The 24197-nt window shown below is 56.3% G+C and carries 23 protein-coding genes; 10 read left to right on the forward strand and 13 right to left on the reverse strand.

Annotation, left to right across the window (positions count from 1 at the left end; all coding sequences use genetic code 11):
* Positions 1-17 precede the first annotated feature (17 nt).
* The gene (edd, locus tag V1587_RS15970) at positions 18-1829 is read right to left on the reverse strand and encodes a phosphogluconate dehydratase (protein ID WP_045908212.1); all 1812 of its coding nucleotides are present in this window, start codon (positions 1827-1829) and stop codon (positions 18-20) included.
* A 232-nt stretch (positions 1830-2061) separates the two neighbouring features.
* Positions 2062-3537, reverse strand: coding sequence for a glucose-6-phosphate dehydrogenase (zwf, locus tag V1587_RS15975; RefSeq protein WP_008500457.1), 1476 nt, complete (start codon positions 3535-3537; stop codon positions 2062-2064).
* Between the two features lie 356 nt (positions 3538-3893).
* Between zwf and V1587_RS15980 the strand changes: the two genes are divergently transcribed.
* Entirely contained in the window at positions 3894-4763 is an 870-nt protein-coding gene (locus tag V1587_RS15980) for a MurR/RpiR family transcriptional regulator (protein ID WP_023312229.1), read from the forward strand.
* A 145-nt stretch (positions 4764-4908) separates the two neighbouring features.
* A complete protein-coding gene (gene pyk / locus V1587_RS15985) occupies positions 4909-6351 on the forward strand; it encodes a pyruvate kinase (protein WP_020883399.1) in 1443 nt (480 codons plus the stop codon).
* A gap of 62 nt (positions 6352-6413) precedes the next feature.
* Here the strand turns inward: pyk and lpxM are convergent, their stop codons facing one another.
* From lpxM to znuA, 3 genes are all read right to left on the reverse strand, one after another.
* A complete protein-coding gene (gene lpxM / locus V1587_RS15990; RefSeq protein ID WP_371898679.1) occupies positions 6414-7385 on the reverse strand; it encodes a lauroyl-Kdo(2)-lipid IV(A) myristoyltransferase in 972 nt (323 codons plus the stop codon).
* Between the two features lie 122 nt (positions 7386-7507).
* The gene (gene mepM, locus V1587_RS15995; protein WP_196365033.1) at positions 7508-8827 is read right to left on the reverse strand and encodes a murein DD-endopeptidase MepM; all 1320 of its coding nucleotides are present in this window, start codon (positions 8825-8827) and stop codon (positions 7508-7510) included.
* 15 nt (positions 8828-8842) lie between these two features.
* On the reverse strand, positions 8843-9787 hold the full coding sequence (znuA, locus tag V1587_RS16000; RefSeq protein ID WP_371898722.1) for a zinc ABC transporter substrate-binding protein ZnuA: 945 nt from the start codon (positions 9785-9787) through the stop codon (positions 8843-8845).
* 77 nt (positions 9788-9864) lie between these two features.
* Here znuA and znuC point away from each other — a divergent pair, with 77 nt between their 5' ends.
* Together znuC and znuB are read left to right on the forward strand one after the other, a co-directional pair.
* A complete protein-coding gene (gene znuC, locus V1587_RS16005; RefSeq protein ID WP_023344425.1) occupies positions 9865-10620 on the forward strand; it encodes a zinc ABC transporter ATP-binding protein ZnuC in 756 nt (251 codons plus the stop codon).
* Complete coding sequence (gene znuB, locus V1587_RS16010) at positions 10617-11402, forward strand: zinc ABC transporter permease subunit ZnuB (protein WP_371898680.1); 786 nt, start codon at positions 10617-10619, stop codon at positions 11400-11402. The genes znuC and znuB overlap by 4 nt, the downstream gene beginning before the upstream one ends.
* Positions 11403-11465: 63 nt before the next feature.
* On the opposite strand, the gene ruvB is transcribed toward znuB, so the two are convergent.
* The 6 genes from ruvB to aspS all read right to left on the reverse strand — a co-directional run bounded on the left by ruvB (position 11466) and on the right by aspS (position 16721).
* Positions 11466-12476: a Holliday junction branch migration DNA helicase RuvB gene (gene ruvB / locus V1587_RS16015; protein ID WP_371898681.1), complete on the reverse strand. Its 1011-nt coding sequence runs from the start codon at positions 12474-12476 to the stop codon at positions 11466-11468.
* An 8-nt stretch (positions 12477-12484) separates the two neighbouring features.
* A complete protein-coding gene (gene ruvA, locus V1587_RS16020; protein WP_023312236.1) occupies positions 12485-13099 on the reverse strand; it encodes a Holliday junction branch migration protein RuvA in 615 nt (204 codons plus the stop codon).
* 80 nt (positions 13100-13179) lie between these two features.
* Positions 13180-13701 carry a crossover junction endodeoxyribonuclease RuvC gene (gene ruvC, locus V1587_RS16025; protein ID WP_003859749.1) on the reverse strand — a complete coding sequence of 174 codons (522 nt, stop codon included), beginning with the start codon at positions 13699-13701 and terminating at the stop codon, positions 13180-13182.
* 34 nt (positions 13702-13735) lie between these two features.
* Complete coding sequence (locus tag V1587_RS16030; protein WP_008500447.1) at positions 13736-14476, reverse strand: YebC/PmpR family DNA-binding transcriptional regulator; 741 nt, start codon at positions 14474-14476, stop codon at positions 13736-13738.
* A 27-nt stretch (positions 14477-14503) separates the two neighbouring features.
* Entirely contained in the window at positions 14504-14947 is a 444-nt protein-coding gene (gene nudB / locus V1587_RS16035; RefSeq protein WP_023336110.1) for a dihydroneopterin triphosphate diphosphatase, read from the reverse strand.
* 1 nt (position 14948) lies between these two features.
* The gene (aspS, locus tag V1587_RS16040) at positions 14949-16721 is read right to left on the reverse strand and encodes an aspartate--tRNA ligase (protein ID WP_395314415.1); all 1773 of its coding nucleotides are present in this window, start codon (positions 16719-16721) and stop codon (positions 14949-14951) included.
* 263 nt (positions 16722-16984) lie between these two features.
* Here aspS and V1587_RS16045 point away from each other — a divergent pair, with 263 nt between their 5' ends.
* Genes V1587_RS16045 through cmoB form a run of 5 tightly spaced genes read left to right on the forward strand, consistent with a single transcriptional unit; the run spans position 16985 to position 20565 of the window.
* On the forward strand, positions 16985-17551 hold the full coding sequence (locus tag V1587_RS16045; protein WP_371898682.1) for a hydrolase: 567 nt from the start codon (positions 16985-16987) through the stop codon (positions 17549-17551).
* Positions 17548-18366 carry a DUF72 domain-containing protein gene (locus V1587_RS16050; protein ID WP_371898683.1) on the forward strand — a complete coding sequence of 273 codons (819 nt, stop codon included), beginning with the start codon at positions 17548-17550 and terminating at the stop codon, positions 18364-18366. Before V1587_RS16045 ends, V1587_RS16050 begins: the two co-directional genes overlap by 4 nt.
* Before the next feature lie 51 nt (positions 18367-18417).
* Positions 18418-18813: an MAPEG family protein gene (locus tag V1587_RS16055; RefSeq protein WP_021240443.1), complete on the forward strand. Its 396-nt coding sequence runs from the start codon at positions 18418-18420 to the stop codon at positions 18811-18813.
* A 40-nt stretch (positions 18814-18853) separates the two neighbouring features.
* Positions 18854-19597, forward strand: a complete 744-nt coding sequence (gene cmoA / locus V1587_RS16060; protein ID WP_371898684.1) for a carboxy-S-adenosyl-L-methionine synthase CmoA — start codon at positions 18854-18856, stop codon at positions 19595-19597.
* Entirely contained in the window at positions 19594-20565 is a 972-nt protein-coding gene (gene cmoB, locus V1587_RS16065; RefSeq protein ID WP_371898685.1) for a tRNA 5-methoxyuridine(34)/uridine 5-oxyacetic acid(34) synthase CmoB, read from the forward strand. The genes cmoA and cmoB overlap by 4 nt, the downstream gene beginning before the upstream one ends.
* A gap of 262 nt (positions 20566-20827) precedes the next feature.
* Here the strand turns inward: cmoB and cutC are convergent, their stop codons facing one another.
* Together cutC and V1587_RS16075 are read right to left on the reverse strand one after the other, a co-directional pair.
* Positions 20828-21571, reverse strand: coding sequence for a copper homeostasis protein CutC (gene cutC, locus V1587_RS16070; protein ID WP_371898686.1), 744 nt, complete (start codon positions 21569-21571; stop codon positions 20828-20830).
* A 78-nt stretch (positions 21572-21649) separates the two neighbouring features.
* Positions 21650-22210 carry a VOC family protein gene (locus V1587_RS16075; RefSeq protein WP_371898687.1) on the reverse strand — a complete coding sequence of 187 codons (561 nt, stop codon included), beginning with the start codon at positions 22208-22210 and terminating at the stop codon, positions 21650-21652.
* Positions 22211-22449: 239 nt separating this feature from the next.
* On the opposite strand from V1587_RS16075, the gene argS reads away from it, so the two are divergent.
* Positions 22450-24183, forward strand: a complete 1734-nt coding sequence (gene argS, locus V1587_RS16080; RefSeq protein ID WP_371898688.1) for an arginine--tRNA ligase — start codon at positions 22450-22452, stop codon at positions 24181-24183.
* The last annotated feature ends 14 nt before the right edge of the window (positions 24184-24197 follow it).

A 24197-nucleotide genomic window follows, 5' to 3' on the forward strand; every position in this document is an offset into this window, starting at 1 on the left:
GTTAAAATCAAGTCGTCTTAAAACGTAATACAGGTTGCGCCCTGCTCAGCACCGGAGAGTTTCTCACGCAGCGCGCCAAACATTTCGCGTCCTGTTCCCACGCGCGACGCGCTCAGGTCAGGAATATGGGGCTGACGTGCCGCCAGTTCGGCATCATCCACCAGCAGGGTTAACTCGCCTGTCTGACCGTTAACGCGGATCATGTCACCGTCACGCACTTTCGCCAGCAGCCCGCCGTCGTACGCTTCCGGCGTCACGTGGATGGCTGAAGGCACTTTACCTGAGGCACCAGAGAGGCGTCCATCGGTCACCAGTGCAATTTTGAAACGGCGGTCCAATAATACACCAAGTGGTGGCATAAGTTTATGTAATTCTGGCATCCCGTTGGCTTTAGGCCCCTGATGACGCACCACTACCACGCAGTCTTTATCGAGCAGACCGGCGTCAAAGGCAGGTAATACGTCGTGCTGGCTTTCAAATACCACCGCCGGCGCTTCGATAATCTGGTTCTCTTCCGGTACGGCAGAGGTCTTCATCACCGCGCGACCGAGGTTACCGCTGAGCACTTTGGTGCCACCGTGAGGAGAGAACGGTTTGTCGATGGTGGCGATAACCTGCGCATCAAGAGACGCGCTCGCCCCTTCACGCCAGTCCAGCTCGCCGTTGTTCAGCCATGGCTCCTGGGTGTAGCGCTGCAGGCCAAAGCCCGCCACGGTGTTGACATCTTCATGCAGCAGACCGCCTTTCAGCAGCTCGCGCATCAGCAGCGGTACGCCGCCCGCGGCCTGGAAGTGGTTAATGTCCGCCGGGCCATTCGGGTACAGGCGTGCCATCAGCGGCACCACGGAAGAGATCTCGGAGAAGTCATCCCAGTTAATCAGAATGCCCGCCGCACGCGCCATGGCCACCAGGTGCATGGTATGGTTGGTTGAACCCCCGGTCGCCAGCAGCGCGACAATCCCGTTGACGATGACCTTTTCGTCGACCATTTTGCCCATCGGCATCCATTCGTTGCCGTTGCCGGTCAGGCGCGTAACCTGACGGGCTGCAGCCTCGGTTAGCGCCTTGCGCAGCGGCGCATCCGGCTGGATAAAGGACGAGCCCGGAAGCTGCATCCCCATAAATTCCACCACCATCTGGTTCGTGTTAGCCGTACCGTAAAACGTACAGGTTCCCGGCGCATGGTAGGACGCGGCTTCCGCCTCCAGCAGCGCCTGACGGTCTGCTTTCCCTTCCGCGTACAGCTGGCGAATACGCACTTTTTCTTTGTTCGGCAGACCGCTCGCCATTGGGCCTGATGGCACGAAGATCGCTGGCAGATGCCCAAACGACAGCGCCGCCATCACCAGGCCCGGGACAATCTTGTCGCACACGCCGAGATAGAGAGCACCATCAAACATGTTGTGCGACAGGCCTACCGCCGCAGACATGGCAATAACTTCACGGCTCAGCAGGGAGAGCTCCATACCGTCCTGACCCTGCGTTACGCCGTCGCACATGGCAGGTACCCCACCCGCCACCTGGCCGACCGCATTCACGCTGTGCAGCGCTTTACGGATGATATCCGGGTAAACCTCATAGGGCTGGTGCGCGGAAAGCATATCGTTATAGGCGGTAATGATAGCGATATTGTTACGCAACATGCTTTTCAGCGACGCTTTATCGTCAGGCTGGCAGGCGGCGAAGCCGTGCGCCAGGTTACCGCAGGCCAGCTGAGATCGGTGGACTGTATTGCTCTTTGCCTGTTCAATCCGGGCGAGGTAGGCCGAGCGGGTCTCTTTCGAGCGCTCGATAATGCGCTGTGTTACGCGTAACAATGTCGGATTCATAAAAGCTCCTCTAAATTATCTGTCCGGCTCGGGAGTTTACAAAGTCGCTGGCAGTTGTTAACAACGCTGAAACGCTTGCTGTCCGGAGCTCAGGGGCAAAATCACTTCCGGCAGTGTAATAAAAAAAGCTCCGCGGGTGAATCCACGCGGAGCTTAAAAGTTGAAAATTATGCCACTAGCTGTGTTAGATCATGTTACCGGTAAAATAACACTTTCGAGCTAGAGGAATATCTTACTCAAACTCGTTCCAGGAGCGGCCATCGCGGGTGATCATCGCCACCGACGCGACAGGCCCCCAGGTACCTGCCTGATAAGGTTTTGGCGCATCCTGATCGGCAGCCCAGGCTTCGGTGATGGAGTCGACCCATTTCCACGCCTCTTCCACTTCATCGCGACGCACGAACAGCGCCTGGATACCGCGCATGGTTTCCAGCAGCAGACGCTCGTAAGCATCGGCCAGGTGCGTCTGGTTAAAGGTTTCGGAGTAGCTCAGATCCAGCTTGGTGGTCTGCAGGTTGTGTTTATGATCCAGACCAGGCACTTTGTTCAGGATCTGGATATCCACACCTTCGTCCGGCTGCAGACGAATGGTCAGTTTGTTCTGCGGCAGCTCCTGCCAGGACTCTTTGAACAGGTTCAGTTCAGGGTTTTTGAAGTAAACCACCACTTCGGAACATTTGGCTGGCAGACGTTTACCGGTGCGCAGGTAGAACGGAACCCCCGCCCAACGCCAGTCGTCGATATCCACGCGGATCGCCACGAACGTTTCTGTGTTGCTGGACTTGTTCGCACCCTCTTCTTCCAGATAGCCAGGCACTTTTTTGCCCTGCGCAAACCCGGCGGTGTACTGACCGCGAACGGTCTTCTCGCGCACGTTGGAGCGGTCGATGCGGCGCAGTGACTTCAGCACTTTCACTTTTGCGTCACGGATGCTGTCCGCCGTCAGATCTGACGGTGGGGACATGGCAATCATGCACAGAATCTGCAGCAGGTGGTTCTGGATCATGTCGCGCATCTGGCCTGCCTGGTCAAAGTAACCCCAGCGACCTTCAATACCTACCTCTTCCGCCACGGTGATTTCCACGTGGTCGATAGTGCGGTTGTCCCAGTTATTCACAAACAGGGAGTTGGCAAAACGCAGCGCCAGCAGGTTCAGTACCGTCTCTTTACCGAGATAGTGGTCGATACGGTAGACCTGGCACTCTTCAAAGAACTCGCCCACCTGGTCGTTGATTTCACGTGAGGTTGCCAGCGACGTACCCAGCGGCTTCTCCATCACGACGCGCGCCGGTTTGGCGTTCAGTTTGGCTTCGCCCAGACCTTTGCAAATGGCGCCGAAAGTGCTTGGCGGCATGGCGAAGTAGTTAATGGTGACACGGTTTTTCTGATCCAGCATCGCGCCTAAGCGGGCGAACGCGCTGACGTCATTGACGTCCAGGTTGCAGAAATCGAGGCGTCCACTCAGGGTGTCCCACAAACTTTCATCAATCTTTTCTTTCATGAAAGTTTCGAGCGCCTCGCGGACGACTTTGGTATAAGCGTCCTTGTCCCAGTCGGCGCGCCCTACACCCAGGATACGGGTATCCGGGTGAATTTGGCCCGCTTTCTCCAGTTGATACAGGGAAGGCAGCAATTTTCGGCGTGCAAGATCGCCTTTCGCGCCGAAAATGACCAGGTCACATGCCTGGGCTGTTTGCGTTACCGCCATGTCATTCTCCTCAGTTGGATCACCTGGTACTTCTGCCAGGTATCGTTGTAATTTTATTACAATGCACTGTACTGCTTTTACGTCATTCCCGAAACCATTAGCGCTTATCGTCGCGTGCGATACCGCGATTTTTCACCCGTCGGATCATTTCGACGGCTTAATGACGCAACAACCGTCGTTTCTTTGCGCAACAGGGTCATAGCAAAACCCGACACCGATCAAGTAATGAAAAAAAACAACAACATTATCTTGTCGATTGTTACCCTTAATGGAAGCCACAAGGGTAATATCGGCTAAATCGAATCACGATTTCATCAATTTATGAAATCGTTTACACCCATGAGCATCCTGTTAACATGAACATGCTGGAAAAAATCCAGTTTCAACTGGAACACCTTAGCAAATCCGAGCGAAAAGTGGCTGAGGTCATTCTCGCCTCTCCCGCTCAGGCGATTCATTCAAGCATCGCCGCTCTGGCACAGGAAGCGGGTGTTAGCGAACCCACGGTCAATCGCTTTTGCCGCAGCCTGGAAACGCGCGGCTTTCCTGATTTTAAACTGCATCTGGCGCAAAGTCTGGCTAACGGCACCCCTTATGTTAATCGTAATGTGGATGAAGACGACAGCGTTGATGCCTATACCGCGAAAATTTTTGAGTCGGCCATGGCTTCGCTTGACCACGTCCGCCAGTCACTGGACATGAGCTCCGTGAATCGCGCGGTGGATTTACTCACCCAGGCCAAGCGAATTGCGTTCTTTGGGCTCGGGTCCTCGGCGGCCGTCGCGCATGACGCCATGAACAAATTTTTCCGCTTTAACGTCCCGGTGATTTATTCCGATGACATTGTCCTGCAACGCATGAGCTGTATGAATTGCAGTGAAGATGACGTCGTGGTACTGATTTCGCATACCGGCCGCACCAAGAGTCAGGTAGAACTGGCGCAGCTGGCCCGTGAAAACGATGCCATGGTGATTGCCCTTACGACGGCAGGCACGCCGCTGGCGCGTGAGGCAACGCTGGCGATCACCCTCGACGTGCCGGAAGATACCGACATTTATATGCCGATGGTCTCCCGCCTGGCCCAGCTCACCGTGATTGACGTGCTCGCGACCGGTTTTACCTTACGTCGGGGAGCAAAATTCCGGGATAACTTGAAGCGGGTCAAGGAAGCGCTGAAGGAATCGCGTTTTGATAAAGAATTGCTTATAAAGAGCGATGTTCCCTGATAGTTGATAACGAATACGTCACGAATAATGACGATGTAACGATTTACGGCATTCGGTCCCCTCGCTGCTGCCTTGCAGCAGATGAAGGCCGATTCAATTCAATGTTCACGCAACACCAAAGTTGTTTCAGTCAACGGAGTATTACATGTCCAGAAGGCTTCGCAGAACCAAGATCGTAACTACCTTAGGCCCGGCCACCGATCGCGATAATAATCTTGAGAAAATTATCGCCGCCGGTGCCAACGTGGTGCGTATGAACTTCTCTCACGGTACGCCAGAAGACCATAAATTACGTGCCGATAAAGTGCGTGAAATCGCAGCAAAACTGGGCCGCCATGTGGCTATCCTCGGCGATTTGCAGGGTCCAAAAATCCGCGTATCCACCTTTAAAGAAGGTAAAGTTTTCCTCAATATCGGCGACAAATTCCTGCTGGATGCCAACCTGGGCAAAGGCGAAGGCGACAAAGAAAAAGTCGGTATCGACTATAAAGGCCTGCCGGCTGACGTAGTGCCTGGCGATATCCTGCTGCTCGACGACGGTCGCGTACAGCTGAAAGTGCTGGAAGTTCAGGGCATGAAAGTGTTCACCGAAGTTACCGTCGGCGGCCCGCTCTCCAACAATAAAGGCATCAACAAGCTGGGCGGCGGCCTCTCTGCAGAAGCGCTCACCGATAAAGACAAAGCGGACATCGTGACGGCTGCGCTGATCGGCGTTGATTACCTGGCTGTCTCCTTCCCGCGCTGCGGCGAAGATCTGAACTATGCGCGTCGCCTGGCACGCGATGCAGGCTGCGATGCCAAAATCGTCGCCAAAGTTGAGCGTGCGGAAGCCGTTTGCGATCAGGATGCCATGGACGACGTGATCCTCGCGTCTGACGTAGTGATGGTTGCGCGCGGCGATCTGGGCGTGGAAATTGGCGATCCTGAGCTGGTAGGTATCCAGAAAGCGCTGATTCGTCGCGCACGTCAGCTGAACCGCGCCGTGATCACCGCCACTCAGATGATGGAATCGATGATCACCAACCCAATGCCAACCCGTGCGGAAGTCATGGACGTGGCTAACGCCGTGCTGGACGGTACCGATGCGGTGATGCTCTCCGCAGAAACCGCAGCGGGCCAGTATCCGGCCGAAACCGTGGCCGCCATGGCGCGCGTCTGCCTGGGCGCTGAAAAGATCCCAAGCATCAACGTCTCTAAACACCGTCTGGACGTGCAGTTCGACAACGTGGAAGAAGCGATTGCGATGTCTGCCATGTATGCGGCAAACCATCTGAAGGGCGTAACCGCGATCATCACCATGACCGAATCTGGCCGCACCGCGCTGATGACCTCGCGTATCAGCTCTGGTCTGCCGATCTTCGCCATGTCCCGCCACGAACGTACGCTGAACCTGACGGCGCTGTACCGCGGCGTGACGCCGGTTCACTTCGACAGCACCAATGACGGCGTAGCGGCGGCACACGATGCCGTAAACCTGCTGCGCGACAAAGGCTATCTGGTGTCCGGTGATATCGTCATTGTGACCCAGGGCGATGTGATGAGCACCATTGGCTCAACCAATACCACCCGCGTACTCACGGTCGAATAATACCGGTATATGTGCGATCCCCTCTCCCCTATGGGGAGAGGGACAGGGTGAGGGGTGTTTTTTTATTTCCTCGGATAAAGCTCTTTGCGTTTATACGGCTCTGTTTCGCCCGGCTTGCGCGTTTTAAGCAGCTTCAGTATCCACGTGTACTGTTCGGCATGCGGCCCTACCAGGATTTCCACCTCTTCGTTCATTCGACGCGCGATCGTGTGGTCGTCAGCGGTCAGCAGATCGTCCATCGGCGGACGGACCTCAATACTCAGGCGATGCGTTTTGCCGTCATAGACCGGGAAAAGCGGGATCACGCGGGCACGACAGACTTTCATCAGGCGACCGATCGCCGGGAGCGTCGCTTTATAGGTCGCAAAGAAATCGACAAACTCGCTGTGCTCGGGGCCGTGGTCCTGATCCGGCAGATAGTAGCCCCAGTACCCCTGACGTACCGACTGAATGAAGGGCTTAATGCCATCGTTACGCGCATGCAAACGTCCGCCAAAACGACGACGCACCGTATTCCAGACAAAATCGTAGATTTTATTTCCCTGGTTATGGAACATCGCCGCCATTTTCTGGCCCTGAGACGCCATCAGCATCGCCGGAATATCAACACCCCAGCCGTGGGGGACAAGGAAAATGACTTTCTCGTCATTGCGGCGCATCTCATCGATGATGTCCAGCCCCTTCCAGTCAACGCGATCGACGATTTTATCCGGCCCTTTCAGAGCCAGTTCAGCCATCATCGCCATGGCCTGCGGCGCGGTGGTATACATCTCATCAATGATTGCCTCGCGCTCGGCGTCGCTTTTCTCAGGAAAACAGTAGTAGAGGTTGATCTGCGCGCGACGGCGGGCGCTCTTGCCTAAACGCCCGGCCAGCCGACCAATTTTCCCCAGAACAGGATCGCGAACAGAGGCAGGCAGCATCGCCATCCCCGCAAAAGCGTAAACACCAAGCCAGGCGCCCCAGTTGCGCGGATGGCGGAAGGATTTTTCAAACTCAGGAATGTATTCAATATTGTTTTTTTTGGTTTCCATGCTGGATCCAGGGTCTGATGACGCAAAATTTTATTCAGATAGTGTAGCGAGGCAGTCGTCCACGCACAAAAGAAAAAGCCGGCGTCAGTGTGCGCCGGCTTTTTTTAACAAAAACAGAGGGCTTAGTCTAAGCTCAGCTGCGGCAATACCTCTTTCACCTGCGCCAGGTAATCAGTACGATCTTTACCCGTCAGCCCTTCGGTGCGCGGCAGTTTCGCCGTCAGCGGGTTCACCGCCTGCTGGTTGATCCACACTTCATAGTGCAGGTGCGGGCCGGTAGAACGTCCGGTATTACCGGAGATTGCAATACGGTCACCACGCTTCACCTTCTGGCCCGGTTTAACCAGCAGCTTACGCAGGTGCATGTAGCGGGTCGTATACGTACGGCCATGACGTACCGCGACGTAATACCCGGCTGCACCGCTACGCTTGGCCACCACCACTTCGCCATCCCCTACCGCCAGTACCGGTGTGCCCTGCGGCATAGCAAAGTCAACGCCACGGTGCGGCGCGACGCGCCCGGTTACCGGGTTCAGACGACGCGGGTTAAAGTTGGAGGAGACGCGGAACTGTTTCGCCGTCGGGAAGCGCAGGAAGCCTTTCGCAAGGCCCGTACCGCTGCGGTCGTAGAACTTACCATCTTCGGCACGAATCGCGTAGTAATCTTTGCCCTCAGAGCGCAGACGTACGCCCAGCAGCTGGCTTTGCTCGCGCTTGCCGTCCAGCATTTCGCGGGACATCAGGACGGAGAACTCATCGCCCTTCTTCAGCTTGCGGAAATCCATCTGCCACTGCATGGCTTTGATCACCGAGCTGATTTCAGCGCTGGTCAAGCCTGCATCTCGCGCGCTGGAGACAAAGCTCGCGCCCACGGTGCCTTTCAGAACGCTGTTAACCCAATCGCCCTTCTGCATTTCGCTGGTCATCTTGAAACCGTTTGCAGTGCGATCGTAGGTGCGGGTTTCGCGGCGGGACATTTCCCAGGTCAGACGCTGGAGATCGCCATCCGCCGTTAACGTCCAGGAGAGCTGTTGCCCAATTTTCAGGTTGCGAAGATCTTTATCCGCAGCCGCCAACTGGCTGATATTACCCATGTCGATGCCGTACTGGTTCAGCACGCTGCTCAGCGTGTCCCCGGTAGAAACAACATATTCGTGAATACCCGCTTCGTTCTCGGTTTTATCGTCCAGCTCATCCTGTGGAATAGCTTCATCTTCCTGAGCCGACTGGTCGATAGGCTCACTGGCTTCAGGCAGCAAAGAACGGATTTCGCTCTTTTCAAGCTCGATGGTTTTGATGATAGGGGCAGAACTCGGGTGGTAAACATAGGGCCGCCAGACGGCGACCGCTAAGGTGAGTACTGTAAGCGACCCCAGCATGACGCGGTGGGGTCGAGGCAGATTGTTAAATGCCAGGGCGACAGAGCGGGCTATCTGTTGCACGTATTCACTTCCTCGTTAATCTCCTTTCAGGCAGCTCGCATACTGGTTCGCCAGTTGGCTGAGGAACTGCGAATAGCTCGCTTTGCTCAACTGGATATTCGTACCTAGCGGGTCAAGGGTTCCCATGCGCACGGATGTTCCCCTGGCCACGGCTTCTACGACCGCTGGCCTGAACTGTGGCTCAGCAAAAACGCATGTCGCTTTTTGCTCAACCAGCTGTGTTCTGATTTCATGTAAACGCTGCGCACCAGGTTGAATTTCCGGGTTGACGGTAAAATGACCCAGCGGGGACAAACCGTAGTGTTTTTCGTAATAGCCGTAGGCGTCATGAAAAACGAAATACCCTTTTCCTTTCAACGGTGCGAGCTCATTACCTACCTGCTTATCGGTTGCGGCTAATTGTGCCTCAAAATCCTTCAGGTTGGCGTCTAGTTTGGCTCGACTTTGCGGCATAAGTTCCACTAATTTGTCATGGATTGCAACCGCTGAAAGCCGCGCTATCTCTGGGGATAACCAAAGATGCATGTTGTACTCGCCGTGATGGTGATCTCCATCACCTTTTTCACCGTCTACAGCGTGATGGTCATGTTCGTCGCCGTCGTCATCCGACCCTTTCATGAGCAGCGGTTTCACGCCGGGGAGGTCGGCAATCGCGACCTGCTTTTCGCCAGCAACCTGTTTTGCTGACTTCTGCATGAACGCTTCCATTTCCGGGCCAATCCAGACGACTAAGTCCGCGTTTTGTAAGCGTTTTACATCAGAAGGGCGCAGGGAATAGTCATGCTCGGATGCACCATCCGGGAGCAAAACCTGGGTTTCCGTTACCCCGTCAGCAATGGCTGACGCGATGAACCCGAGTGGTTTAAGCGAAGCGACAACCGCAGCGTTAACATCTTGTGCGGTTGTACCCCAAAGGGCAGCGGATAATGCTGCGAAAAGAAGCGTATTTTTATGTAACATAATGCGACTAATCATCGTAGTGAATGCGTGGAATGTGATATTATAACATTCGTTGACTTCTTCAAGCTTAAAATGACATGACGACATTGGTTTCCCTTGAAAATATTTCGGTCTCATTCGGGCAGCGCCGCGTCCTCTCTGACGTGTCGCTCGATCTGAAGCCCGGCAAAATTCTGACGCTGCTCGGCCCCAATGGCGCAGGTAAATCCACCCTCGTGCGCGTGGTACTGGGTCTGGTCGCACCCGATGAAGGCGTGATTAAGCGCGAGGAAAAATTGCGTATTGGCTATGTGCCGCAAAAACTTCATCTCGACGCCACGCTGCCGCTGACGGTCAGCCGTTTCCTGCGTCTGCGCCCCGGCACCCGTAAAGCCGATATTCTTCCGGCGCTGAAGCGCGTGCAGGCGGGCCATCTTGTCGATGCGCCGCTGCAAAAACTGTCCGGCGGTGAAACTCAGCGCGTTTTACTTGCCCGCGCGCTGCTGAGCAGCCCGCAGCTGCTGGTACTGGATGAGCCAACTCAGGGCGTGGATGTGAATGGTCAGGTGGCGCTTTATGATTTGATCGACCAGCTGCGTCGGGAACTGAACTGCGCGGTGCTGATGGTATCCCATGACCTGCATCTGGTGATGGCAAAGACTGACGAAGTGCTATGTCTCAACCACCATATCTGCTGCTCCGGTACGCCTGAAGTGGTGTCAATGCACCCGGAGTTTATCTCCATGTTCGGCCCTCGCGGCGCTGAACAGCTGGGCATTTACCGCCATCATCATAATCATCGCCATGATTTACAGGGACGAATCGTACTGCGTCGGGGAAATGGACACTCATGATTGAACTGTTACTGCCCGGCTGGCTGGCCGGGATTATGCTTGCCTGCGCCGCGGGCCCACTCGGCTCGTTTGTGGTGTGGCGCAGAATGTCTTACTTCGGTGATACCCTGGCGCACGCGTCTCTGCTGGGCGTGGCTTTTGGCCTGCTGCTTAACGTCAATCCGTTCTACGCGGTGATTGTGGTGACGCTGCTGCTGGCGGCCGGTCTGGTCTGGCTGGAGAAACGCCCTCATCTTGCGATTGATACCCTGCTTGGCATCATGGCGCACAGTGCCCTGTCGCTGGGCCTGGTGGTGGTCAGCCTGATGTCAAATATCCGCGTGGATCTGATGGCTTATCTGTTCGGTGACCTGCTGGCGGTTACGCCAGACGATCTCATCGCTATTGCTATTGGCGTGCTGGTGGTGCTCGCAATTCTGCTCTGGCAGTGGCGTAACCTGCTGGCCATGACCGTCAGCCCGGACCTGGCGTTTGTCGACGGCGTGAAGCTACAGCGCGTTAAGCTCCTGCTGATGCTGGTAACGGCGTTAACCATTGGCGTGGCGATGAAGTTCGTCGGCGCGCTGATTATTACCTCGCTGCTGATCATCCCTGCGGCTACGGCGCGTCGTTTTGCCCGTACGCCGGAGCAGATGGCCGGTGTGGCCGTGATTATCGGGATGATTGCGGTAACGGGTGGACTAACCTTCTCGGCGTTCTATGACACTCCTGCGGGGCCGTCCGTGGTATTAAGTGCAGCGGTGTTGTTTATCTTCAGTATGATGAAGAAGACAGCAAATTAATTAATATTGAGGGCGCTGATGCCCTCACCCAGGCCCTCTCCCACAGGGAGAGGGAATAATGCATTACGGCATTGCCGGTGGCGTAATGCCGAAATGATTCCACGCCCGCACCGTCGCCATACGTCCACGCGGGGTGCGCTGCAGGAAGCCCTGCTGGATCAGATACGGTTCAAGCACATCCTCAATGGTTTCACGCTCTTCCCCGATTGCCGCCGCCAGGTTATCCAGCCCGACCGGGCCGCCAAAGAACTTATCCAGCACCGCCAGCAGTAGTTTACGGTCCATATAGTCAAAGCCTTCGGCATCGACGTTAAGCATATCCAGCGCCTGAGCGGCGATCTCGGCGGAAATCGAGCCATCGTGCTTCACTTCGGCAAAGTCACGCACGCGGCGCAGCAGACGGTTGGCGATACGCGGCGTACCGCGGGAACGCTTCGCCACTTCAAACGCGCCCTCTTCGCTCATTTCCAGCCCCATAAAGCGGGCGCTACGGCCAACAATGTGCTGGAGGTCCGCCACCTGATAAAACTCAAGACGCTGCACGATGCCAAAACGGTCGCGCAGCGGAGAGGTCAACGACCCGGCGCGGGTTGTGGCGCCAATCAGGGTAAACGGCGGCAGATCGATTTTGATAGAGCGCGCAGCCGGGCCTTCACCGATCATGATATCCAGCTGGTAATCTTCCATCGCCGGATAGAGCACTTCCTCCACCACCGGTGACAGGCGGTGGATCTCATCGATAAACAGCACGTCATGCGGTTCGAGGTTGGTCAGCATCGCAGCGAGATCGCCCGCCTTCTCCAGCACCGGGCCGGAAGTGGTGCGCAGGTTGACGCCCATCTCATTGGCGACGATATTCGCCAGCGTGGTTTTCCCCAAACCCGGAGGGCCAAAAATCAGCAGGTGATCGAGCGCATCGCCGCGCAGCTTTGCCGCCTGGATGAAAATCTCCATCTGGGAACGAACCTGCGGCTGGCCGATATACTCATCAAGCAGTTTTGGGCGGATCGCGCGATCCACCACGTCATCTGCCTGAATTGTGCCTGCCGATACCAGGCGGTCTGCTTCAATCATCCTTTACCTCACAATGCAGCGCGCAGCGCTTCACGAATCAGGGTTTCACTGCTGGCATCCGGTTTGGCGATTTTACTCACCATGCGGCTGGCCTCCTGAGGTTTATAGCCCAGCGCCACCAGCGCGGCAACCGCTTCCTGCTCGGCGTCATCATCCGTCGCAGGGCCGCCTGGAGAGGTCAGTACCAAATCGGCAGCCGGCGTGAACAGATCGCCATGCAGGCCTTTAAAGCGGTCTTTCATCTCGACAATCAGGCGTTCGGCGGTTTTCTTGCCAATGCCCGGAAGCTTAATGAGCGCCGCAGGATCTTCACGCTCAACGGCATTCACAAACTGTGGCGCCGACATGCCGGATAAGATCGCCAGCGCCAGCTTCGGGCCGACGCCGTTGGTTTTAATCAGCTCGCGGAACAGCGTGCGTTCCTGTTTGTTGTTGAAGCCGTACAGCAGCTGAGCATCTTCACGCACCACAAACTGGGTAAAGACAATCGCCTCTTTGCCCGCGTCCGGCAGCTCGTAGAAGCAGGTCATCGGCATATGGACTTCATAGCCCACGCCACCCACTTCCAGCAGCACTAACGGGGGTTGTTTTTCAATGATGATGCCTCTGAGTCTGCCTATCACGTGACGCTCCTGCGTTCTGGAAGAAATTAACTGCCGACATAATAAAAAAAGGCTGGATAAACATCCAGCCTGATTTGTCATTATCGTAACCTGCCCCGCGCCAGATTGAGCCGCGACTCGCTCATTTGCATCGCGTTCTGGCTGACGTGACAGTGGGTAATCGCAATCGCCAGCGCATCCGCGGCGTCAGCCTGCGGGTTCGCCGGGAGCTTCAGCAGGGTACGCACCATGTGCTGCACCTGACTTTTCTCCGCGCTGCCAATGCCCACCACCGTCTGCTTAACCTGCCTTGCCGCGTATTCAAATACCGGCAAATCCTGGTTTACCGCAGCGACAATGGCGACACCACGCGCCTGACCGAGCTTTAGCGCCGAGTCGGCGTTTTTGGCCATAAAGACCTGCTCGATGGCGAAATAGTCCGGCTGAAACTGGGTGATGATCTCCGACACGCCCGCATAAATGAGCTTCAGGCGCGAAGGCAGATCGTCCACTTTGGTGCGAATACAGCCGCTGCCGAGGTAGGTTAACTGGCGTCCCACCTGACGGATAACGCCATACCCGGTGACGCGTGAGCCTGGGTCAATCCCGAGAATAATCGACATCACGCGTCTCCTGTAACGGATCTACACGCTCTCATCAGAGAGTCGCTGCAACCTCATCAGAGATTTCACCGTTGTGGTACACTTCCTGCACGTCGTCGCAGTCTTCGAGCATGTCGATCAGACGCAGCAGTTTTGGTGCGGTTTCCGCATCCATGTCCGCTTTGGTGGACGGAATCATGGAGACTTCAGCATTGTCCGCTTTCAGGCCAGCTGCTTCCAGCGCGTCGCGTACGGCACCCATCTCTTCCCAGGCGGTGTAAACGTCGATAGCACCGTCATCAAAGGTCACCACGTCTTCCGCACCGGCTTCCAGCGCCGCTTCCATGATCGCATCTTCGTCGCCTTTCTCGAAGGAGATGACGCCTTTTTTGCTGAACAGGTAAGCAACGGAACCGTCAGTGCCCAGGTTGCCACCGGTTTTGGTGAACGCGTGACGCACTTCCGCAACGGTACGGTTACGGTTGTCGGACAGGCACTCAACCATCACCGCCGTACCGCCAGGACCGTAACCTTCATAAATGATGGTTTCCATGTTCGCGTCTTCGTCACCGCCCACGCCACGTGCGATAGCACGGTTCAGGGTGTCACGCGTCATGTTGTTTGACAGCGCTTTATCTACCGCCGCTCGCAGACGCGGGTTAGAAGCCGGGTCGCCGCCGCCCAGACGCGCTGCCGTCACCAGCTCGCGAATGATTTTGGTAAAGATCTTACCGCGCTTGGCATCCTGTGCCGCTTTGCGGTGTTTGGTGTTGGCCCACTTACTATGACCTGCCATAAAAATATCCTCAAAGAGCGCGCCTTTTCAGGCAGCGTTAATTACAAATTCTTCAATCGCCTGCCGGTTGCTCCACGACTTGGTCAGTGCGGCAGCATCCGCCGCATTCACCCAGCGGTAGGTCAGGTGTTCGGTAAACACGATCTCCCGTTCATGGGGGAGCGCGAGACAGAACCACGACTCCGTATTGCGCTCGGTACCCGGCGCGTAGCGATGACGTAAATGGCTAAAAATTTCAAACTCCACCGTGCGCTGGCAGTCCTTCAGGGTCAGTTGCTCGCGGGCAACGTCAATGGCGACCTCTTCCTTTACTTCACGCGCGGCGGCCTGCGGCGCGGTTTCCCCCTCTTCCAGGCTGCCGGTTACCGACTGCCAGAAATCAGGGTCATCGCGCCGCTGCAACATCAGCACCCGCTTCGTGTCTTCTGCATAAATGACCACCAGGACCGAAACGGGAAGCTTATATGCCATATCAGTTTTTCTCTTCCTTCTTCACCACTTCGATGCCCAGCTCGGCCAGAGAGGCCGGGTTGGCAAAGCTTGGCGCTTCGGTCATCAGACACGCGGCGGCAGTGGTTTTCGGGAAGGCAATAACATCACGGATGTTATCGGTGCCGGTCAGCAGCATGGTCAGACGGTCAAGACCGAAGGCCAGACCCGCGTGCGGAGGCGTACCGTATTTCAGCGCGTCCAGCAGGAAGCCGAACTTCTCGCGCTGCTCCTGCTCGTTGATGCCCAGGATGCCGAACACGGTTTGCTGCATTTCACCGCTGTGAATACGCACGGAACCGCCGCCCACTTCGTAGCCGTTGATAACCATGTCATAAGCGTTCGCGACCGCGTCTTCCGGCGCCGCTTTCAGCTCTGCCGCCGTCATGTCTTTTGGCGAGGTGAACGGGTGGTGCATCGCGGTCAGACCGCCTTCACCGTCGTCTTCAAACATTGGGAAGTCGATAACCCACAGCGGCGCCCATTTGTTTTCGTCGGTCAGGCTCAGGTCTTTGCCGAGCTTCAGACGCAGCGCGCCCATCGCATCCGCCACGACTTTCTTATTGTCTGCGCCGAAGAAGATCATGTCGCCGTCCTGCGCGCCGGTGCGCTCAAGGATAGCTTCCACGATGTCCGCGTTCAGGAATTTCGCTACCGGGCTGGTGATACCTTCCAGACCTTTCGCACGCTCGGTCACCTTAATATAGGCCAGACCTTTCGCGCCGTAGATCTTGATGAAGTTGCCATAGTCGTCGATCTGCTTGCGGCTCAATGCTGCACCACCCGGCACGCGCAGGGCCGCCACACGGCCTTTCGGATCGTTAGCCGGGCCAGCGAAGACGGCAAACTCAACGCCTTTCACCAGGTCTGCAACATCCACCAGCTCCATCGGGTTACGCAGGTCTGGTTTGTCGGAGCCGTAGCGACGCTCGGCTTCCGCGAAGGTCATGATCGGGAAATCGCCCAGCTCAACGCCTTTCACGTCGTTCCACAGGCTACGCACCAGGGCTTCCATCACTTCACGCACCTGCTCGGCGGTCATGAAGGAGGTTTCCACATCGATCTGGGTAAATTCAGGCTGGCGGTCAGCGCGCAGGTCTTCGTCGCGGAAGCATTTAACGATCTGATAGTAGCGATCGAAGCCGGACATCATCAGCAGCTGTTTGAACAGCTGTGGAGACTGCGGCAGCGCGTAGAATTTGCCTTTATGAACGCGGGATGGGACCAGGTAATCGCGCGCGCCTTCCGGCGTGGCTTTGGTCAGCATCGGGGTCTCGATGTCGAGGAAACCGTGGTCATCCATAAAGCGACGCACCAGGCTGGTGATTTTCGCACGGGTTTTCAGGCGCTGAGCCATTTCCGGGCGACGCAGATCCAGGTAGCGGTATTTCAGACGCGCTTCTTCAGTGTTGACGTGGTTGGAGTCCAGCGGCAGCGCTTCTGCACGGTTGATAATCACCAGATCGGACGCCAGCACTTCGATGGCGCCCGTCGCCATGTCGGCGTTGACGTTTTTCTCGTCACGCGCACGCACGGTGCCGGTGACCTGAATGCAGAACTCATTACGCAGCTCAGAGGCCAGCTTCAACGCATCTGTGCGATCCGGGTCGAAGAACACCTGAACGATACCTTCGCGGTCGCGCATATCGATGAAGATAAGGCTACCAAGATCACGACGACGATTGACCCAACCACACAGGGTGACCTGCTGTCCGACGTGGGACTGACGCAGCTGCCCGCAATATTCTGTACGCATGAGATATCCCTTAATTAGCCGCAGGCTAAATGTCGCCTGGTATGCAGGCTACTATGTCGCAGCTTTCTGTATGTCACAACTGGATGAAAAAAGGCGGCTATTATACTGGAAATTCCGCCGGACGATAAGAGCGAACCACGGCCAGGCGGTCGTTTGCTGCACTCTTATTGCGCATTCTCACAAAAATTAACAAAATTATGCGACCAATAACAGGCCATCACGTCGTATGGTGTCTGGAAGTGATTAATTTAACGGGAGTAACGATGTTAACCCTTGATGCCAGAAAAACAGCGCTTGTAGTCATTGATTTACAGGAAGGTATTCTGCCCTTCGCCGGTGGCCCTCATACCGCGAACGATGTAGTCAGCCGCGCCGCCCGCCTGGCGGAAAAATGCCGAGCCAGCGGTGCCCCGGTTGTCATGGTGCGCGTCGGCTGGTCTGCGGATTACGCCGAAGCGTTAAAACAGCCCGTTGATGCGCAGGCTCCCGCGCATGCCCTGCCGGAAAACTGGTGGACGTACCCGGTCTCGCTTGGCAAACGCGACAGCGACATCGAAGTCACCAAACGCCAGTGGGGCGCATTTTACGGCACCGATCTTGAGCTGCAGCTCCGCCGTCGCGGCATCGACACCATCATCCTGTGCGGCATTTCCACCAACATCGGCGTGGAGTCGACCGCCCGCAACGCGTGGGAGCTGGGCTTTAACCTGGTGATTGCCGAAGATGCCTGCAGCGCGGCCTCCGCGGAACAGCATCAGGGCAGCATGACCCATATCTTCCCGCGCATCGGCCGCGTGCGCAGCACGGATGAGATTATCAGCGCGCTATGATGTACGTGGGCCTGCCCCAGTGGTCGCACCCGAAATGGGTGCGCCTTGGCATCACCAGCCTTGAGGAGTATTCCCGACACTTCAACTGCGTCGAGGGCAACACCACCCTGTATGCGCTCCCCAAAGCCGAGATTGTTGCGCGCTGGCGGGAACAAACGACCGACGACTTCCGCTTCTGCTTCAAGTTTCCGGCAACGATTTCCCATCAGGCCGCGCTGAGAAACTGCGGTGAGTTGACCGACGAGTTCTTTGCCCGGATGGCGCCTCTGGCAAACCGCATCGGCCAGTACTGGCTGCAGCTTCCTGCCGTCTTTGGCCCGCGAGACCTGCCCGCACTGTGGACGTTTCTGGACGCCCTGCCCCGTGAATTCACCTACGGCGTTGAAGTCAGGCATCCTGAGTTTTTTGCAAAGGGCGAAGCGGAAAAAGCGCTCAACCGCGGCCTGCTTGAGCGTTCCGTAAACCGGGTGATTCTCGACAGCCGCCCGGTGCACAGCGCAATCCCCCATAGCGAAGCCATCGTTGAGGCGCAGCGTAAAAAACCGAAAGTGCCGGTCCACGCCATCGTGACCGCGCAGAACCCAATGGTCAGGTTTATCGGTAGCGATAACATGCAGCAAAACCAGGCGCTGTTCGCCGTCTGGCTGGAAAAACTGGCCTCGTGGGAACATACCACCACGCCGTATCTCTTTTTGCACACGCCGGATATTGCCCAGGCCCCCGAACTGGTCGATGCTCTGTGGCAGGCCTTGCAGGCTGCGGTGCCGTCCGTGGGAAGCGCCCCTTCCATCCCACAACAATCTTCTCTTTTCTGATATCACCCCCTATCATAGTGAAGTGCCATCTGCCAAAAACAGGGAGTTTGTATGGTCAGCGCGCTGTATGCGGTGTTAGGTGCATTACTGCTGATTAAGTTTTCATTTGATGTTGTGCGCCTGAGAACGCTCTACCGCGTCTCCTACGGTGACGGCGGATTTTCCGAGCTACAAAGCGCTATCCGCATTCATGGCAACGCGGTCGAATACATCCCCGCAGCCTTAATCCTGCTGCTGTTTATGGAGATGAATGGCGCAGAAACCTGGATGGTGCACATCTGTGGCCTGCTTCTTATTGCTGGCCGACTGATGCACTATTACGGTTTTCACCACCGCTTAATCCGCTGGCGTCGTTCCGGCATGAGCGCGACCTGGTGTTCGCTTTTGCTGATGGTGCTGGCTAACCTGTGGTATATGCCGTGGGAGTTGGTTTTCTCCCTCCATTAGCGCACAATACGCCACTTTATTTTTCCCGGATTTTTACGTTATGTCAGATCGCGACACGCTTTTTTCCGCGCCTATCGCCAGCCTGGGCGACTGGACCTTCGATGAACGGGTAGCCGAAGTCTTCCCGGATATGATCCAGCGCTCTGTTCCCGGTTATTCCAATATTATCTCTATGATCGGCATGCTGGCTGAGCGCTTCGTTCAACCCGGCACGCAGGTCTATGACCTGGGATGCTCGCTCGGCGCGGCAACGCTGTCGGTTCGTCGTAATATTCACCAGGAAGGCTGCCGAATCATCGCCGTCGATAACTCCCCGGCCATGGTTGAACGCTGCCGTCGCCATATTGACGCCTACAAGGCCCCTGTGCCAGTGGACGTGGTGGAAGGTGATATCCGCGAGATTGAGATCACTAACGCGTCGATGGTAGTGCTGAATTTCACGCTGCAGTTCCTGGTGCCGGAAGACCGCCAGCTGCTGCTGGACAAAATTTATCAGGGGCTGAATCCTGGCGGCGCGCTGGTGCTCTCTGAGAAATTCAGCTTCGAAGATGCCGAGGTTGGCGAACTGCTGTTCAATATGCACCACGATTTCAAACGGGCGAACGGCTACAGCGAGCTGGAGATCAGCCAGAAGCGCAGCATGCTCGAAAACGTGATGCTGACGGATTCCGTAGAAACCCACAAAGCGCGTCTGAGCAAAGCCGGGTTTGAGCACAGCGAACTGTGGTTCCAGTGCTTTAACTTTGGCTCTCTGGTGGCGCTGAAAGCGGGAGAATCCGCATGATCGAATTCAGTAACTTCTATCAGCTGATTGCCAAAAACCAGCTCTCCCACTGGCTGGAAACCTTGCCCGCGCAGATTGCCGCCTGGCAGCGCGACCAGCAGCACGGCCTGTTAAAGCAGTGGTCAAATGCGGTGGAGTTTTTGCCGGAACTGACCCCGCATCGCCTCGACCTGCTCCACAGCGTTACCGCAGAGAGCGAAGAGCCGCTTCCGGCCGGGCAGATCAACCGCATCGAAACGCTGATGCGGAACCTGATGCCGTGGCGCAAAGGGCCGTTTTCACTTTACGGCGTGAACATTAATACCGAATGGCGCTCGGACTGGAAATGGGATCGCGTTCTGCCCCACCTTTCCGACCTGACCGGACGTACCATTCTGGACGTGGGCTGCGGCAGCGGTTACCACATGTGGCGCATGATTGGCGCGGGCGCGCATCTGGCTGTCGGTATTGACCCGATGCAGCTGTTCCTGTGCCAGTTTGAAGCGGTGCGCAAGCTGCTGGGTAACGACCAGCGCGCGCACCTGCTGCCGCTGGGCATCGAACAACTCCCTACCCTGAAAGCGTTTGATACCGTGTTCTCCATGGGCGTGCTGTATCACCGTCGTTCTCCGCTTGAACACCTGTGGCAATTGAAGGATCAGCTGGTCAGCGGCGGCGAGCTGGTGCTGGAAACGCTGGTGATTGAAGGTGATGAACATGCCGTTCTGGTGCCGGGCGATCGTTACGCGCAGATGCGCAACGTTTACTTTATTCCTTCCGCGCTGGCGCTGAAGAACTGGCTTGAGAAGTGCGGGTTTGTGGATGTGCGAATTGCCGATGTCAGCGTGACCTCTATCGAAGAGCAGCGCCGCACCGACTGGATGATCACCGAATCGCTGGAGCAGTTCCTCGACCCGACCGACCACAGCAAAACCATCGAAGGCTATCCGGCCCCGATGCGTGCGGTGTTGATTGCGACCAAGCCGTAGTCTTTTAGCCGGGTGGCGGCTGCGCCTTACCCGGCCTACGCGTCGCACGTTTTCTCCAAAATAGTTCAAGTTGCAGCAAGGCGGCAACGCAGCGAATCCCCGGGAGCTTACATCAGTAAGTGACCGGGGTGAGCGAGGCGGCCAACGCGGCTGCGGCTTGAAATATGAAGGAGAAAAAAAGGCCCCTGTGTAATTGGCAGGGGCCTGGTACAAGCAAGCATCATATTGGGCGACATGATGCGCGGTAAAAATCGGTACGTTGCTACACGTGATGGCGCTCAATCAGCGACTTCATTTCCGCAACCGACTCTCCCTCTACGCCGTAGCGTGAATACTCATCCGCTTCAGCATCCGTCGACATTGACAATCCTGTATTGCGATAACGCATGGGTGAAGGTATCCATTTACCCGCGGAGCTGTGAAGCTCTTCTACCCCGGCGTTTAAAAACCGTTCCAGATTGCTGGCACGGACTCCCGCACCCGCCATTATTATTGGAACACCGGAATGTGCTTTTAGTTCCGTAATTAATTGCAGTCCTTTTTCAGCTGACGCCTGCTGACCCGATGTCAGAATGCGCGCCACGCCAAGTTCTCCAAGCGTTTCAAAGGCCTGAAGCGGATCTTTGCACATATCAAATGCGCGATGAAAAGTAACGGCCAGCCCCTGTGCGGCGCTCATTATCTGACGCATGCGCGGTATATCGATATTGCCGTCTTCATCCAGCAGGCCGGTCACCAGCCCTGGAAACCCCAGGTCCCGAACGAGTGCAATATCATCAAGCATGGCACTGAACTCGCTCGCCGTGTAACAAAAATCACCGCCGCGCGGACGAATAATCGGGTGAACGGGAATGGTGACGGCCTGACGGGCAGACTTCAATACGCCGTAGGACGGCGTCAGACCGCCCTCTTTGGGTGCCGCGCACAGTTCAATGCGGTCAGCCCCGTGCTTTTGCGCGGTCACGGCACACTCCACGCTGTAACAACAAATCTCCAGCAGCGCCATTTAATCCTCCTGAAATCCCACTAAACGAACCATCATGCCACGCCGTCCATTTTCAGTCCCGGCGTGAACTCACATCTCTTACGCTTCACTGGCAACAATCTGCTCAATGGTCCACGGATGAAACTTCACCGTGACCTTTCCGTCAGTGACGGCCAGCGTCGGGTTAGGTAACCGCTCGCGCTCGCCTTTGGGTGAACTCGTCTTCACAAAAATTCCCGGCTGGCTTAAGCCTTCGTCCGCTAACAGGGCCAGCGCGCGCGCGTTCAACGTTTCCGGCTCACCCGGCAGGACAATCTCGATATGTTCCCAGCCTTCGTGCGGATAGCGTTTCTCACCCGGCCACGGCAGTTCAACCACGGTGAATTGCCAGTGCGCCACGTTCACAGGCTCATGCAATTTAAACAGGCAAATCGGGCGACCATTAATGATGTTCTCGGAGAGCAACTCGCCGCACCGTTCGAACCCGCGACGCCAGCGCTCGGCGGTGGCATTCTGGTGACAGCGCAAAGAGATGTGATCGGCCTCAAGCGGCGCGATATCCAGACCAAGACGGGTGGCAAGTTCTGTGAACGCCTGGGTGAAGCGCGGTAAATCTGCGGAAATATCATGCAGTTCGTCAATGGATTGCCAGTTCGCCATAAGTCACTCTCTTTTCATGTCGCAAAGCCGCTAATTTACTCTGTTGCCCTGTTTTGACCAAATGCAGAATCCGGCTTTTTGCGACTGCATGATTATGCATACCTTCATCGCCTGGATTCTGAGCAATCTTCAGGCCCCGCAATGCTGACGCCAGAAGGCATTTGCAGTATACTCCCGCCCTAAATTCTTTAACTGGCGCGGGCGGTTGTAAGCCCGCATCAAAAACGTAAGGTATCCAGGTGAATATTCAGGCTCTTCTCTCCGAAAAAGTCAGTCAGGCACTGATTGCCGCAGGCGCGCCTGCGGATTGCGAACCGCAGGTTCGTCAGTCAGCAAAAGTACAGTTTGGCGACTATCAGGCTAATGGCGTGATGGCAGTGGCTAAAAAACTGGGCATGCCGCCGCGACAGCTCGCTGAGCAGGTACTGACGCATCTGGATCTTTCCGGCATTGCCAGCAAAACCGAAATTGCCGGCCCGGGCTTTATCAATATTTTCCTGGAACCTGCGTTCCTGGCAAGCCACGTTGACGCGGCGCTGAAATCTGACCGTCTGGGTGTTTCCCAGCCGGAGGCGCAGACCGTCGTGATCGACTACTCCGCTCCGAACGTGGCGAAAGAGATGCACGTTGGCCACCTGCGCTCCACCATCATCGGTGATGCCGCGGTGCGCACGCTCGAGTTCCTCGGTCACAAGGTGATCCGCGCGAACCACGTGGGCGACTGGGGTACCCAGTTCGGCATGCTGATTGCTTACCTGGAAAAACAGCAGCAGGAAAACGCGGGTGAAATGGCGCTGGCGGACCTGGAAGGGTTCTATCGCGAAGCCAAAAAACACTACGACGAAGACGAAGCCTTTGCCGAGCGCGCGCGCAGCTACGTGGTTAAGCTGCAGGGCGGCGATCGGTATTTCCTTGAGATGTGGCGCAAGCTGGTTGACATCACCATGTCCCAGAACCAGCTGACCTATAACCGTCTGAACGTCACCCTCACCCGTGACGACGTGATGGGTGAAAGCCTCTATAACCCAATGCTGCCCGGCATTGTGGCTGACCTGAAAGCGAAAAACCTGGCGGTTGAGAGCGAAGGCGCAACGGTTGTGTTCCTTGATGAGTATAAAAACAAGGAAGGTGAACCGATGGGCGTGATCATCCAGAAAAAGGATGGCGGCTACCTCTACACAACCACCGATATTGCCTGCGCGAAATACCGTTACGAAACGCTGCATGCTGACCGCGTGCTGTACTACATCGACTCCCGTCAGCACCAGCACCTGATGCAGGCGTGGACCATCGTGCGTAAAGCCGGTTACGTGCCGGATTGCGTTCCGCTGGAACACCACATGTTCGGCATGATGCTGGGTAAAGACGGCAAGCCGTTCAAAACCCGTGCGGGCGGTACCGTGAAGCTGTCCGATCTGCTGGACGAAGCGCTGGAACGCGCCCGCCGTCTGGTGGCAGAGAAGAACCCGGACATGCCTGCCGATGAGCTGGAAAAACTGGCCAATGCCGTGGGTATCGGTGCGGTGAAATACGCGGATCTTTCCAAGAACCGTACCACTGACTATATCTTCGACTGGGATAACATGCTGGCGTTTGAAGGCAACACGGCGCCTTACATGCAATACGCCTACACCCGCGTGTTGTCGGTCTTCCGTAAAGCCAATATCGACGAAAGCGTGCTGGCGAATGCCACCGTGACCATCACGGAAGATCGTGAAGCGCAGCTGGCAGCGCGTCTGCTGCAGTTCGAAGAGACGCTGACGGTTGTCGCGCGTGACGGCACGCCGCACGTGATGTGTGCTTACCTCTACGATCTGGCGGGTCTGTTCTCCGGCTTCTACGAGCACTGCCCTATTCTCTCTGCGGAGAATGAATCGGTCCGCAACAGCCGCCTGAAGCTGGCGCAGCTCACGGCGAAGACCCTGAAGCTGGGTCTGGATACCCTGGGTATCGAAACCGTAGAACGCATGTAAACGACAAAAAACCC

The organism is Enterobacter sp. ECC-249, assembly GCF_043965265.1.
GTDB lineage: Bacteria > Pseudomonadota > Gammaproteobacteria > Enterobacterales > Enterobacteriaceae > Enterobacter > Enterobacter quasiroggenkampii.

What these genes read in the sequence shown, in the direction of transcription:
- zwf (WP_008500457.1), bottom strand. Translation starts at nt 3,537, where the DNA reads ATGGCGGTAACGCAAACAGCCCAGGCATGTGACCTGGTCATTTTCGGC.
- V1587_RS16050 (WP_371898683.1), top strand. Translation starts at nt 17,548, where the DNA reads ATGATGTACGTGGGCCTGCCCCAGTGGTCGCACCCGAAATGGGTGCGC.
- V1587_RS15980 (WP_023312229.1), top strand. Translation starts at nt 3,894, where the DNA reads ATGAACATGCTGGAAAAAATCCAGTTTCAACTGGAACACCTTAGCAAA.
- znuA (WP_371898722.1), bottom strand. Translation starts at nt 9,787, where the DNA reads ATGTTACATAAAAATACGCTTCTTTTCGCAGCATTATCCGCTGCCCTT.
- nudB (WP_023336110.1), bottom strand. Translation starts at nt 14,947, where the DNA reads ATGGCATATAAGCTTCCCGTTTCGGTCCTGGTGGTCATTTATGCAGAA.
- aspS (WP_395314415.1), bottom strand. Translation starts at nt 16,721, where the DNA reads ATGCGTACAGAATATTGCGGGCAGCTGCGTCAGTCCCACGTCGGACAG.
- ruvB (WP_371898681.1), bottom strand. Translation starts at nt 12,476, where the DNA reads ATGATTGAAGCAGACCGCCTGGTATCGGCAGGCACAATTCAGGCAGAT.
- V1587_RS16075 (WP_371898687.1), bottom strand. Translation starts at nt 22,210, where the DNA reads ATGGCGAACTGGCAATCCATTGACGAACTGCATGATATTTCCGCAGAT.
- V1587_RS16030 (WP_008500447.1), bottom strand. Translation starts at nt 14,476, where the DNA reads ATGGCAGGTCATAGTAAGTGGGCCAACACCAAACACCGCAAAGCGGCA.
- V1587_RS16055 (WP_021240443.1), top strand. Translation starts at nt 18,418, where the DNA reads ATGGTCAGCGCGCTGTATGCGGTGTTAGGTGCATTACTGCTGATTAAG.
- lpxM (WP_371898679.1), bottom strand. Translation starts at nt 7,385, where the DNA reads ATGGAAACCAAAAAAAACAATATTGAATACATTCCTGAGTTTGAAAAA.
- V1587_RS16045 (WP_371898682.1), top strand. Translation starts at nt 16,985, where the DNA reads ATGTTAACCCTTGATGCCAGAAAAACAGCGCTTGTAGTCATTGATTTA.
- znuB (WP_371898680.1), top strand. Translation starts at nt 10,617, where the DNA reads ATGATTGAACTGTTACTGCCCGGCTGGCTGGCCGGGATTATGCTTGCC.
- cmoA (WP_371898684.1), top strand. Translation starts at nt 18,854, where the DNA reads ATGTCAGATCGCGACACGCTTTTTTCCGCGCCTATCGCCAGCCTGGGC.
- cmoB (WP_371898685.1), top strand. Translation starts at nt 19,594, where the DNA reads ATGATCGAATTCAGTAACTTCTATCAGCTGATTGCCAAAAACCAGCTC.
- edd (WP_045908212.1), bottom strand. Translation starts at nt 1,829, where the DNA reads ATGAATCCGACATTGTTACGCGTAACACAGCGCATTATCGAGCGCTCG.
- znuC (WP_023344425.1), top strand. Translation starts at nt 9,865, where the DNA reads ATGACGACATTGGTTTCCCTTGAAAATATTTCGGTCTCATTCGGGCAG.
- pyk (WP_020883399.1), top strand. Translation starts at nt 4,909, where the DNA reads ATGTCCAGAAGGCTTCGCAGAACCAAGATCGTAACTACCTTAGGCCCG.
- ruvC (WP_003859749.1), bottom strand. Translation starts at nt 13,701, where the DNA reads ATGTCGATTATTCTCGGGATTGACCCAGGCTCACGCGTCACCGGGTAT.
- cutC (WP_371898686.1), bottom strand. Translation starts at nt 21,571, where the DNA reads ATGGCGCTGCTGGAGATTTGTTGTTACAGCGTGGAGTGTGCCGTGACC.